The 13,591-nt window shown below is 43.7% G+C and carries 8 protein-coding genes; 2 read left to right on the top strand and 6 right to left on the bottom strand.

What is annotated here, in order from left to right:
- Positions 1-44 precede the first annotated feature (44 nt).
- Together fabD and KFE98_03935 are read right to left on the bottom strand one after the other, a co-directional pair.
- The gene (gene fabD, locus KFE98_03940) at positions 45-932 is read right to left on the bottom strand and encodes an ACP S-malonyltransferase (protein ID UTW63319.1); all 888 of its coding nucleotides are present in this window, start codon (positions 930-932) and stop codon (positions 45-47) included.
- A gap of 6 nt (positions 933-938) precedes the next feature.
- Entirely contained in the window at positions 939-1,352 is a 414-nt protein-coding gene (locus tag KFE98_03935) for a 6-carboxytetrahydropterin synthase (GenBank protein ID UTW63318.1), read from the bottom strand.
- A gap of 116 nt (positions 1,353-1,468) precedes the next feature.
- Between KFE98_03935 and rfaD the strand changes: the two genes are divergently transcribed.
- Positions 1,469-2,434 carry an ADP-glyceromanno-heptose 6-epimerase gene (rfaD, locus tag KFE98_03930; protein ID UTW63317.1) on the top strand — a complete coding sequence of 322 codons (966 nt, stop codon included), beginning with the start codon at positions 1,469-1,471 and terminating at the stop codon, positions 2,432-2,434.
- Here the strand turns inward: rfaD and KFE98_03925 are convergent.
- Together KFE98_03925 and KFE98_03920 are read right to left on the bottom strand one after the other, a co-directional pair.
- Positions 2,431-2,766, bottom strand: coding sequence for a MerR family transcriptional regulator (locus tag KFE98_03925; GenBank protein UTW63316.1), 336 nt, complete (start codon positions 2,764-2,766; stop codon positions 2,431-2,433). The genes rfaD and KFE98_03925 overlap by 4 nt on opposite strands.
- A 49-nt stretch (positions 2,767-2,815) precedes the next feature.
- Positions 2,816-3,787 (bottom strand): M23 family metallopeptidase, encoded by a 972-nt coding sequence (locus KFE98_03920; protein ID UTW63315.1) that lies wholly within the window; start codon positions 3,785-3,787, stop codon positions 2,816-2,818.
- A gap of 157 nt (positions 3,788-3,944) precedes the next feature.
- Between KFE98_03920 and alaS the strand changes: the two genes are divergently transcribed.
- Positions 3,945-6,569 carry an alanine--tRNA ligase gene (gene alaS, locus KFE98_03915; GenBank protein ID UTW63314.1) on the top strand — a complete coding sequence of 875 codons (2,625 nt, stop codon included), beginning with the start codon at positions 3,945-3,947 and terminating at the stop codon, positions 6,567-6,569.
- Here the strand turns inward: alaS and KFE98_03910 are convergent.
- Positions 6,566-9,967 carry a T9SS type A sorting domain-containing protein gene (locus KFE98_03910; GenBank protein ID UTW63313.1) on the bottom strand — a complete coding sequence of 1,134 codons (3,402 nt, stop codon included), beginning with the start codon at positions 9,965-9,967 and terminating at the stop codon, positions 6,566-6,568. The genes alaS and KFE98_03910 overlap by 4 nt on opposite strands.
- Before the next feature lie 177 nt (positions 9,968-10,144).
- Positions 10,145-13,573, bottom strand: a complete 3,429-nt coding sequence (locus KFE98_03905) for a T9SS type A sorting domain-containing protein (protein UTW63312.1) — start codon at positions 13,571-13,573, stop codon at positions 10,145-10,147.
- Between the last annotated feature and the right edge of the window lie 18 nt (positions 13,574-13,591).

Below are 13,591 nucleotides of genomic sequence, written 5' to 3'. Positions count from 1 at the left end.
ACCAATAAATAGGGACTCCTTTTCAGAAGGAGGGCGGAAGCTCCTTAAGCTAGGATTTCAGCAGAGCTGGTAGGAATCTTACGATCTACCTTCTTTACCAATCCGCGAAGTACAGCGCCTGGGCCCACCTCAACAAATTCAGCAGTTCCGTCAGCAATCATTTGTTGCATAGTTTGTGTCCAGCGAACTGGGGCTGTCAATTGCTTAATCAGGTTTGCCTTGATTTCTTCCGGATCCGTTACAGCAGATGCTGTTACGTTTTGGTATACTGGACAAACTCCAGCTTTAAACTCCGTTTGAGCAATGGCTTCTTCCAATTCCTGACGTGCAGGCTCCATCAAAGGAGAATGGAAGGCTCCACCAACAGGCAAAACAAGTGCACGACGAGCACCGGCTTCGGTTAATTTTTCGCAGGCTTCATTTACGGCTGGAATGCTACCAGAAATAACCAGCTGGCCTGGGCAGTTGTAGTTAGCTGCGACAACGATGCCGTCTACTTCTGCGCATACTTTTTCTACGACCTCATCATCTAATCCCAAGATGGCGGCCATTGTTGACGGCTCTGCCTCACAGGCTTTCTGCATGGCCATAGCACGCTTAGATACCAAACGCAATCCATCTTCAAAATCGAGGGTGCCATTGGCTACCAAGGCAGACAATTCTCCCAGGGAGTGACCAGCTACCAAATCAGGCTGAAAACTATCGCCCAATTCTTTGGCGAGAATTACGGAATGCAAGAAAATTGCAGGCTGAGTAACCTTGGTTTGTTTCAATTCTTCATCGCTGCCTTCGAACATGATATCCGTGATTTTAAAACCAAGAATTTCATTGGCCTTTTCGAATAATTCGCGGGCAGTTTCGCTTTGATTGTACAAATCCGATCCCATGCCGGAAAACTGTGATCCTTGTCCAGGAAAAACGTATGCTTTCATCCTTATTTAATTTCCGTAATATTCAACGTAGTTGTTCTCGGTTTCGGTCAGCTTAATGCAGTGGAGAATTCCTCCCATGCCTTTAATTGGTTCTTCCAGCTGGGCCCAGATTTGCATGGCCAGGTTTTCAGTAGAAGCCATAAGTCCGTGCATGAAATCCACATCCAGGTTGAGATTGCTGTGATCAACCTTCTCGATAACCTGATCTTTAATGAGCTTACTCAGATCTTTTAAATCCACAACAAAGCCGGTATCAGGATTTACTTCTCCCTTTACCGTCACAAGTAATTCGAAATTGTGACCGTGCCAGTTTTTGTTAGCACATTTTCCAAAGACGGCCTCATTTTTCTCTTGACTCCAGTCCTCTTTCCACAATTTGTGGGCGGCGTTAAAGCACTCTCTTCGTGTAATATAGATCATAGTCCTGCGCTGAAAGCGTGCAAATATACTACGATTGATGAACTCAAAAACAGGATATTAGTCAGTATTCATTCTCCGACGGAGCAAAAGGGTTATTTTTGCGGAAAATCCTAAGTATGATCGTAGTTACCGGAGCGGCCGGATTTATCGCCAGTTGCTTAGTCACCCGACTAAATGAAGCAGGTTTCAAGGAATTGATTTTGGTAGATGATTTCTCCAGGGAATCGAACCGGGCTAACTATGAGAATAAAGAATACCGCGAACTTGTAGATCGCAATGAGTTTGTGGATTGGTTGAAGGAAAATCACAAACTTACCGAGTTCATTTTCCATATCGGTGCGCGCACAGATACAACGGAGTTTGATCGAGCCATATTTGATCGGTTAAACCTGAACTACACCAAAGATATTTGGAACCTCTGTACCGAACACGGTATTCCTTTGGTCTACGCTTCTTCTGCGGCAACCTATGGAATGGGTGAGTTGGGTTACCGAGATGATCATACTATCATACCGCAGCTCAAGCCACTAAATCCTTACGGAGATTCCAAGAACGAATTTGATATCTGGGCCCTGGAGCAAGAAAATAAGCCTTACTTCTGGGCGGGTTTAAAATTCTTCAACGTATATGGACCTAATGAATACCACAAAGGACGAATGGCTTCTGTGGTGATGCATGCATTCAAGCAGATTCAGGAAACAGGTGGAATGAAACTATTCCAATCCCACAATCCGGATTACAAAAATGGCGAGCAAATTCGTGATTTCGTATATGTAAAAGATGTGGTGGAAGTGCTCTTCTTCCTCATGCAAAACCGAAAAGATTCAGGAATTTATAACCTGGGTTCAGGAAAGGCCAGAACCTTCAACGATTTGGTTACGGCAACCTTTGCTGCCATGGGTAAGGAACCCAATATTTCTTACATCCCGACTCCCTTGGATATCCGTGATAAGTACCAGTACTTCACTGAAGCAGATATGAGCAAGCTTATTTCTATTGGTTATGACAGACCCTTTAGCAGCTTAGAAGAGGGAGTAAGTGATTACGTGATAAATTACTTAAGCGACGGGAGTTATTACTAAACTTCAGATTTTAAGTTGATCAGCTCGGTACGGATCTTTTCCAGGTTTTTGAGCAACTTATTTTCCGTCTGAATAGCATCCTTATTCTCTTTTAAGGCTCTTTTGGCGCCATCCAAAGTGTACCCTTTTTCCTTGACCAATCGGAAAATGATGTCAAAGTTTTCTAAGTCTTTTGGAGTAAATAAGCGATTGCCCTTTTTGTTCTTCTTGGGCTTAATGACATCGAACTCCTTCTCCCAAAAACGGATTAAAGAAGTGTTTACTTCGTATCGGGAGGCTACCTCGCCGATGGTGTAGTAAATCTTGGTTATTTCTTTTTCCCGGTAAGGCATTTCTATGGGCTCAAATAGGGCCCGTAAAGGTAATCATTTGGACCAATAATCAATCAAAGGATTGAAGTGGCATCTGCGATAATTCGATGATCTCCTCATATTGCTGGGGAGTCAGATCCTGGTAGTAAAAGTTCACGGGATTGATCTTCTTTCCATTATGGATTACTTCGTAGTGAAGGTGCGGACCGGTTGAGGTTCCGGTGTTACCAGAAAGACCTATAACTTCTCCTCGTTTTACCTTCTGACCCAGCTTAACTTTAAACTCGGAAAGGTGAGCGTATAGGCTTTGGTAACCGTATCCGTGGTCTACCACAATGTGCTTTCCATATCCGTTTCGCACATTTTTAATTTTAACCACTTTTCCGTTTCCGGTAACATAAATCTCGGTTCCAACATTGGCGGCGAAGTCCTGTCCCGGATGCATCTTTAGAATTTTAAGACGGGGATGGATTCGCATTCCAAACCCTGAACTTACCCGCTTAAGGTCATCGTTCGAAATTGGAATGATGGATGGAATAGAGGCCAACATGTCTTCCTTCTTCTGGGCCATGTCCATCACCTCATCGTATGATTTGGATTGGATGTATAGTTCCTTTTTGAGTTGATCCATACGCTTGTGCGCATCGATAACCAATTTTGAATTCTCGTAACCTTCCAAATGCTGGTGACGATTTACTCCACCAAACCCAGCCTTTCTAATGTTATCTGGAATCGGTTCGGCCTCCAAAACCACACGCCAAATATCGTCATCGCGACGCTCGAGGTCTGCCAAAACATTTTCCACCAGGTCCATGTCCTTATCCAGTAAATCATACTGAAGGCGGAGCTGGGCATTTTCTCGTTTAAGCTGTTTTTCCTTGGGACTGTCAATAAAGAAGTAAGTAAGCAATACAAAGATGGAAGCAAACACCACTCCGGTAAACGCATAGGTCGTCAAACGAACTAATCGATCCCGAGCAGTAAGCTGAATACGCTCATACGAAAGCGTGGTCCTGTTATACCGATACTTTTTTTCTTTCATGTAAGAGGAATTCCCTCGATAGGCTTGCCGGCAAAATTAGGGATTTCAACTAACTTTGCAATTTGGTAGCCACAGGCTACCTTTTTCTTTATGTTTTTTAACAAGGTGTCAGATTGCCAGTTAGTTAGCAAAAGGAAATAAAGTTGAATCAAAAATAATGTCAGCGAAGGTGAAGAACTGGGATGTAAATCGAATCAGGAAGGCTTTTTTAGAGTATTTCGAAGGGAAAGGACATAAAGTAGTGCCATCGGCACCGGTTGTGATCAAAAATGACCCGACTCTGCTTTTTACGAATGCAGGGATGAATCAGTTTAAAGATGTGTTTCTCGGTAATGATAACCGAGCGGAAAAAAGAGTGGCTGACGCTCAAAAGTGTCTTCGCGCATCCGGAAAGCACAACGATCTGGAAGAAGTGGGTGTAGATACCTACCACCACACTTTATTTGAAATGCTGGGAAACTGGTCTTTTGGAGACTATTTCAAAAAGGAAGCCATTGACATGGCCTGGGAGCTTCTCACCCAAGTTTATGGTATTGATCCGGCAGATTTGTACATCACCATTTTCGAAGGAGATAAAAAAGACGGTACTCAAGCTGATGAAGAAGCTCGGGAATACTGGCTCAATCACCTTCCTGCCGATCGAATTTTGGAATTCGACAAAAAAGACAACTTCTGGGAGATGGGTAAAACGGGGCCTTGTGGACCATGTTCTGAAATCCATATCGACATTCGTTCAGAGGAAGAAAAGAAACAGCAAGACGCCCGTGAGTTGGTCAATATGGATCACCCGCAGGTCATCGAAATTTGGAACTTGGTGTTTATCCAATACAACCGCATGGCTGATGAGAAGTTGGTTCCCTTACCAAGCAAGCATATTGATACTGGAATGGGTCTTGAACGCTTGGCTATGGTTCTCCAAGGCAAGCAATCGAACTACGATACCGATGTTTTCTCAGGACTGATTGGCCACCTCGAATCTTTAAGTGGAAGATCGTATGCTTCCAGTGAAGGAAAAGAAGAAGTGGCTTTCCGAGCTATTTCCGATCATATCCGTGCCGTAGCCTTTACCATTGCCGATGGTCAGTTGCCATCCAATAACAAGGCGGGGTATGTTATCCGTCGTATTTTGAGAAGAGCGGTTCGCTACGGATACAGCTTCTTGAATTTGAAGGAGCCATTCATGTATACCTTGATTCCTGTGCTTTCTGAACAAATGGGAGAAAGCTATCCTGAATTGAGATCCCAAGAACAATTTATCGCTCAAGTGATTCGGGAAGAAGAGGAAGGCTTCCTTAGAACCTTGGATAAAGGAATAGATCGCCTTCAAAAGATTCTTCAAAACGGAAATCAAGTAGACGGAAAATCGGCATTTGAACTCTATGATACCTTTGGTTTCCCCATTGATTTGACCGAACTTATTGCCTCTGAGGAAAACGCTTCGGTAGACCGCGAAGGGTATGAAGTGGAGTTGGAAAAGCAAAAGAACCGCTCCCGAGAAAGAAACCTTCTGGAGACCGATGACTGGGTTGAACTTACCGGAGAAAGTACCACCGGGCAGTTTTTGGGGTATGATCAGTTGCAAGCCGACGTCCAAATTCAGAAATACCGGAAAGTAAACCAAAAGGGAAAAGAATTCTATCAGTTGGTACTTGACCAAACACCTTTTTATCCAGAAGGTGGTGGACAGGTAGGCGATAAGGGAACCTTGGTTTTTGGAGATCAAACAATTGCTGTGTTCGATACCAAAAAGGAGAACGACTTAATCGTACACTTTACCAAGGAATTACCTGCTGATGCAAGTCTTTCAGGTAGAGCAACCGTATACTCCGGACCACGTCAGGATACGGCCAGCAACCACTCTGCAACTCACTTGCTTCATCACGTTTTAAGAAAACATTTGGGTAATCATGTGGAGCAAAAAGGATCTATGGTAAACAAAGATTACTTGCGATTTGATTTCTCCCACTTTCAAAAAGTGAGCGAAGAAGAGTTAGCTACCATCGAAAAAGAGGTGAACGAATGGATCGATGCTCGTGTGCCTTTGGATGAAAGACGCTCGGTGCCTTTGGCGGAGGCTAAGGGAATGGGCGCCATGTCACTGTTTGGTGAGAAATACGGCGAAGAAGTGCGTGTGATCAAATTTGGCGACTCGATCGAACTCTGTGGAGGAACTCATGTGGGCAACACGGGTGATATTAAGTATTTTAAAATCACGGGTGAATCATCTATTTCCGCTGGAGTTCGAAGAATTGAAGCGGTAACCGGTCAGGGCGCTATGGCTTTATTGGAACAAAAAGAGACTACCCTGGATGAGTTGATGGCGCTTTTGGGAAATCCTAAGGACATTAAGGCTTCTGTATCTCAGTTGATGGAGGATAAGAACAAGCTTGAAAAGAAACTGGCTCAATTTGATGAGGCTCGCAAGGCTGAATTGGTTCAATCGCTCAAAAACAACGCGGTAAGCAAAGATGGCATGGCCATCATGTCGGCAGTAACCGATTTGGACACCAAGAAGGTGCGCGATATTTGCTTCCAGTTGCAAAAAGAAGTAGATGGAGCCGTCGTTGTAATCGGATCCAAAATGGCCGATAAAGCTGGTCTTTCCGTACTGATCGATAAGGGCTTGGTCGAAGAAAAATCGCTTAATGCTATCCAAATGATCAAGGAAGTTTCCAGCCTCATTAGAGGTGGTGGGGGAGGGCAACCTTTCTTCGCTACAGCTGGAGGAAAGGAACCTGCCGGAGTGGATCAGGCGGTAGAGCAGATCGTAAGCAGTCTTTAGTGAACGACTAATCGGACCGTTTTAGGTTCTCCTTTTTCCGGACTTAAGTACAAAATATAGGTACCTGTTTCCAGCTGAACGGCGGGTTGAAAAACTTCTTTGGGTGCATTCTGATAGAGTGTGTTCTTCAAAATTTGTTTGCCTTGAATATCGGTAAGCCTTAACTCCCATTGTTGGCTGAGATCAGATTGAAGTTCAATATTAAGCTCACCCGAGCTTGGATTGGGATATACACGTGCTGAAAGATTTCCTGAATTTAAATCTTCCCATCCCACACCTATAATGCTGACTGTATCGGTATGACTTGAATCTCCGCAACGTTGACTACTTACAGTTAAGGTGACCACGTAATCATGAGTTCCGGGCTGTTGATAGGTGTGCAGGGTTTGCCAGGAAGTTCCCGAAGCCGTTTGACCGTCTCCAAATGACCAGGCATAGTTACTTGCGGACTTATCCTGTGCGGTAAATTGCACTTGATTCTGACTTTGAGAAGTGGTAAATAGGGCTTGATGTGCTTTTAAATGCGTTAAGATGAAATCATCGGAGCTGGTGCAGCCATACGGGTCCAGATGTTGCAGTCGATAGGTGCCCTGTTGATCTGCATTGATTTGGTGATTGGTATCTATCGCTTGACCATTAAGAGTCCATTGATATCCACCTGGCCCTTGCTTGGGGTTTAGGACTACAGACTGACCCGGGCAAACGGCCGTGTCAGAGCGAAGCTTTAGAGTTTTGGAATAGGTAACCTCTACGGTATCTGCAGAGCTACAACCGAGGGTGTCGATCAGGCTTACTTCATAAACCCCTGGTTTGGTGACCAATTGTGTACGGTTTTGAGTGCCATCGTTCCAAAGAAATTGGCCGGTAGCAACATTGGGTTGAATAATCCAGCTGAGGCCTGCACAGAGATGGGTATCTGGTCCTAATTCAATTTTGGGACTTTCATGAAGACTAAAGTATTGGCGTATCGAGCCACAAGCTGACGAGTAATCGACGAAATAGTTGCCGGGCTGGGCGCTTTGAAATTGGTGCGATTGAAGACTTGAATTCCACAACAGAGTATCCTTTGGACGAATTGAGGGAGCAAAAGTGTACGTGTCTCCTGGACAAATCCACCCATCTGCAATATGGAAGTTATTTAGGGAGATGAATTCGTAGGCACCAACATCAGGGTGATTTGGATCCCGATTAACAAGAGTTTGATCAAAGGCTATGCTGTGATTCGAATTGGCTCGATTGTCCAGTTGTGGGGAACAGGGGCGAAGGTTCTGAGGCGGCGAAAATTGAGGGTCTGTGAAGGTGCTATTTGAGTCGATTCCGGTTAAGAAGCGCCAAGTGGCCATTGAGGAGATTGTGTTGGCGCCAAACTTCAAAGTCGGGTTGAAAGGATCATAATAGTTATTGTGGTTCATAGAGGCAATGGAGGTCGATTGATCGAGGTAAACAATGTTTCCCAGGCTGTCGTTCACCAGATTATTGTTGTGAATTCTGAGTCCTGCTCCTTTATTGATGTATAGGCAATTGGATTGGCTGTGATTTCCTTTGATGGCTACGGTGTTATGGTAAATCTGAGTAAAACTTACGGAGTCTATGTCAAGACCTATGATAGGGTTTGTACGGGTATGGTTATAACCACTGGTCAAAACGTTGTTGGCAATTAGATTTAGTTGACCCGCCTTTCCGCTTGCAAACCTAACCCAAATACCTCGGTGCATGTTTTGTATGGTATTTCCGACCACCCACAAAGAATCTCGAACTCGATTTAGTTGTATGCCCATTTGAATAGCTTGGTTGGCATTGGAGGTAATTTGATTTTGTTCAATTATTACCCGCCTGGAATATTGAATGTCAATAGGGTTATTGTTTTGGTTGGTAAAGGTGCTGGACTTAATGGTTAAGTCCTTGTTCAATTTGCCAATGTTTCCGGATAAATAAATGGCACTGGCTCCATTCGTAAAAGTGGAGGAATCGATGCTGAGGTTTTCTATTTCATGGGGATAGGCGACATGAAGTAGCGAGGCTGTGGCAGGATCCTGAAAAGAGCTGGCTGAAGAAATGTGGCAATTGTGGAAAGAGATGTTTTGGGATTTATTCTTGAAGGTTCCAACCATGGCCCAAATCGAGGTATTGCGATTACGAATTCCAATATGCGAAAACAAAAGGTTGGATGTTTGATCAAACTCAATGGTTCCATTATCATTTGATCCGGTTGATTGAAATTCAATGGAGCAAAGGTTGTGGTTTTTGGATTTGGAGGTAAAGGTGACTAATTTGCTTGGAGCACTTCCCGGGTAGTCCTTAATGACAGGGCGAGCATAATGAACGGTATCCGTTAATTCGAAGGTTACCGGGCCGCACACTCCCCAGAGGTTTAGGATATCAACGGCTTCAACAATACTGTCAAAATCCAGGTTAGATCCTCCTACAGTATATTTTCCTTCCAGTCCGGGTCGAATAGAAAAGGTGAGGGTGTCGTTGTCGTTAATGGAATCAACAACCCCGTTGGGTAGGGATGTCCAGATTTTGAGATGAATTAAACTGTCGGCGGGAAAATTGATGTTGCCCAGGTGTAGAAGCGTATCATTGGGAAGGTTACCTCCTAAGGTATCCAACAATGATCGTAAGTGAATCATGGGTTGAGTAACCCCATTGACTGTCCAATGGACTTGAACGCTGTCCATTTGATTGCGTCCCCGGTTACTGATTTTAACGCCAATATCGTTGTTTCCTTTGCAAATGGGCTGGGGTAAGGTATGGTAGTGCAGAGCGGCATTGTTTTGGCCATTTGAATAAGAAATTCCAGTAACCTTAATATCGTCTATGAGGTGGTCATGGTAATAAGGGGTTGATGCATTTTTGTTGACCGAAATCCGTAATACGGCTTTCTTGTTTCGGGAAATTGGAAAGGGTGTAAGGTCAAGCGAAATTTTGTGCCATTGCTGATTCGAATAGTTACCTGCAAATACATGTACATTTTGATTCCATCGTTTGCCATCAAAGAAGTCAATATAAAAGGCATTATGTCCTCCGGTTTGAAAGGTTACATTGTAGGAAACATGCCATAGTTCTAAAAAGACCGAATCTGCTTTGGACAGATCCATGGAGTCACTTTGCAGGGTGCAAATGATGGGGTAGGGATAGCTACCATCCACCCAGGCAAAATGCCCACCGTTTCCGGTGTGATCATGCACGTTGGTATTTTGCCTAAGGCTGTCGTTGTATTTCCAGAATGAGTTGGGATGCGAATTGCCATAATTATTGGTGTTGGTCCAACCAATAGGTGTGCTGGGATTGTCGAAGGACTCCACATAGGAGTGGACAATAATTTGGGAATAGGAAGAATGGCAAAGGAGTAGGCTGAAGAGTAAGGCGACTCCAAAGGAATAAATGAATCTCATAGCGAATAGGATTAGGCTGTTGGTTCCCGTTTCATTCCTACAAACTAATCATCTCTCTGGTGAACCGTATAAGGATAGACCTTTTATTTTAATTGGAGTTGGCCTAAATGTTTGAAGCAAAAAAAAAGCCCGCTCAGCTAATGCGGAGCGGGCTTTCAGTGAGTATTGTTTATAGGCTTACTCTACAGTAAACTTAGCATTGTGTACTTGGTCATCCAGGGTAACTTTAATAAAGTATACTCCAGACTCCAGGTTCAAGGCGAAGTTCTCAGTAAGAGTACCGTAAATCGATCCAAGGTTGCGGTTAGCGATAACCTTACCTTGAACGTCGGTAATTACCATTTGAGCATTTTCAGCATTCACATCAGTGAAATCCACTTGGAACTGTCCGTGGTTCGGGTTAGGGAACAAGGTGAATACCATGTTTCCTCCGTTCTCATCAACTCCCAAGAACTCAACCATTACTTCGTAAGAAGCAGAGTCAGTTCCACAGTCGTTGGTAGAGTAATACCATACCGTATAGGTTCCTGAGCTACCGTAAAGGTGTCTTGGCTCTGGGAAATCAGAAGTATCACCGTCACCGAATACCCACAAGTGAGTAGTAGCTGAAGTGTTGTTCTGATCGATGTGGAAAGCCAAACCGTTAGTAGACCAAACGATTTGAGATGCATCTGGTGGAGTCTCACGGAAAGTGTAGATAGTATCAGATGTAGTACATCCTCTGTGATCCAAATTACATACTACCGTATCAGTGTCATTCACCTGGATGTAGTCAACGAATACGTTGTCACCAGTTTCAGCACCTGATCCTAAGAATCCATCCCAAGTATAAGATACATCTGGTCCGTCAGGTGTACCACCGAATAACTGGATGGCTACTCCTTGACAGATGATAGCTGTATCACTACCCATGTCTGCAGCATTAGAATAAGTAACATTTACTGAATCCATGGTGATACATCCCCAAACGTCAGTTACAGTTACAGTATACTTATCTTCAGCTGTTACAGTAATGTTAGCAGTAGAATCACCAGTAGACCATACATAGATATCACCGTCAACGATAGAAGCATCGTAAGAGATAGTTGTCATTGGACACTGGTTAGTGTCATTTGGAAGAACAACCATATCCGGATCAATAATAGTAATCGAGTCAACCAAAATACCACAGGCATTCAGAAGAGTTACCTCATAATCTCCAGGCTGGTGCACAACCAAGAACTGAGTAGAGTCAATTACTTGACCGGTACCCAAATCTTTCCAGATTACACGGTCACCGAAGTTGTTGTTACCACCTTTTAGGACAGTAGAGTCTCCAGGACACAATCCGTAGTCATCACCCAAAGAGAAGAATTCTACAGGAGCAAATTCATCAGCACCCATACATGGAGCAGAGGCATCTCTCATATCACCGTCGAAGTCATACATCACAGATGCAATTGGAACACCACCTTGGAATAGGGAGTCGTTACAAACGTGAAGGTCATTCTGAGCGACATTAAAGAAGTTAGGATTAGCTGTAATGGAGTTTGCATCCAATGAAGAGCTAAGCTGCCAATCAGCCAAAGTGGCTTGACTGGTTCCGTTGAATTCGGCTACGTCTTGTCCTGGGTTAACATACAAGTCGTTGTTATCAGAATTCAAGATAGCAGCTGCTGTAGTAGAGATCATAGCTTTACCTGTAAGCATAGAGGCAAAGATGTTGTTGTAGAATTGGTGATTAGCACCACCTTCAATATGAACACCGGCGTTGTCAGAGCTGTTACCAGTTGCAACGAAAGTGTTGTGGTAAGCCTCTACACCAACACTATTGTTGATAGCAATTGGATGGTAGCGAAGGCTACTCCAAGGCTGACCAACATTAATCATGTTGTTAGAAATGTGACAGGTCTTTCCAATAGCGTTATAGTCATAAGTACTAATACCGTAACGTGGCCACTGACCGTTAGAGGAAAGGATCGCGTTACCGTTGATGTGCAATTCACCGTGTACTCCATCCAAGAAGATAGCTGTACCGATGCTGGCTACAGTGTTAGTACTACTTGCGTAAGTAGACTTAGATCTGAACCAGTTGTCATCAATCAAAGTAGCTCCAAAATCCTCAAGACGAATAGACATCCAGTACTGATCTTCGAATACACAATCTTCAATCATGATGGAATCTCCGTCGATCAAGTAGATAGCGTCACTACCACCGTAGAACAGACACTCATCAAACTCGATATATCTACCCACTTTAGAATCCGTGTAAACCAATTGTTTTCTACCTCTGTTAGAAGTATTGGTCACTAAGTCTGTAGTGAATGAACAATCTTCAAAGCTTACGTGGTGTGCTCCATCTTCCAAAGCAATTACACTGTGGTAACCAGTTTGGTTAATCACATTAGTAGAAACGAAGTTGATTCCTTCGAAGTTAATGTGAGAAGCAGAACATTTAAGTGTGTAGTTCCGACTCGAATATGCAGAGTCTCCTAAAACGATGACTTCAGTCGTGTTCGTATCAATCGGACGGAAAGTGATGGTATTGATATAGGAAGTACCTAAGATGTTATCAATTTCATAGTGTCCTCTTGAGGTCAGATTTACTGTATCTGCCAGCATGAATATTACCGAGTCACAGATGGCTCCAAATGAATTCAAGTAATCAATCGCATCACTTAAAGTATGGAAATCATAGGCAAAGTGATTCGTATCACCAACGGAGTAGTGAGTTCCAGGAACAACCGCTTTAAGAGCAGTACAAAGAGTATCGTCAGTAGTATTGTCATCTGGCAAACTGTCTGGGAACGTAGCCCAAATGTAAATGGTATCACCAGGGTTAAATCCATTGCTGAAGCTGTACATGTTAATAGGTGCAGTTTCACTGCCTGAAAGAATCGGAACAGTGTAAAACGAATCCGGAATAGTATCTCTCAAACGGGTTGTGGTTCCACTAACTCCGTAGTGAATAACACCACCCAGGGTAAATCCTTTAGTCAAATCATTTTGACCGGTGTTTTCAACGGTAACAATCAAATCTGTGCTTCCTGAACAAGCAGGGTTTCCAGGAGAAACCAATTTTCCAGGAGAAACAGAGTAAGGTACAGAGTAGCTGATGGTGAAGTCAACTACGTTACCATCTCCGAAACCAGAATAACAAGGGTTCGCTTGGTTAATCATTAACCTGGCCCGTGTTGTGTTCTTAGCAGGATTGTTAGGAGGATTAATAGTGAACGTTTTCGTTTGTGGAAATGGAGCCGTGCTGGTATTTGATGCAATCAATTCAGCAGGGTTATCAAAAATGTTGTTACCATTCCAATCCGCCCACAAGTACAAGCGACCGCCTGACCAGGTAGATGACGAAAAACAGGTGGACATGTTCACGGTGAACGTTACCGCTGCACGTGACATAACCAAGGTATCAGTACCTGTGTTATCATGATAGTTTGGTCCAGACGAATTCGCACTTAGACCTTGCATGTTTAGGTTCGTTACCCCACCCGTAGTTGTAACGGAGCTAATGTAACCCCAACAGTCACCAAAGCTTGGAGAACAATATTGGGCGTTAGCGAGGTTTCCGAACATCAGTGCGGAAACCAAAAGTACCAGAGAGTATATCTTTCTCATATCTCTTAATTTACTGTT

This window comes from bacterium SCSIO 12741 (assembly GCA_024398055.1).
Classification (GTDB): Bacteria; Bacteroidota; Bacteroidia; order Flavobacteriales_G; family Salibacteraceae; genus SCSIO-12741.
This window is presented reverse-complemented; position numbering and strand designations above follow the sequence as displayed.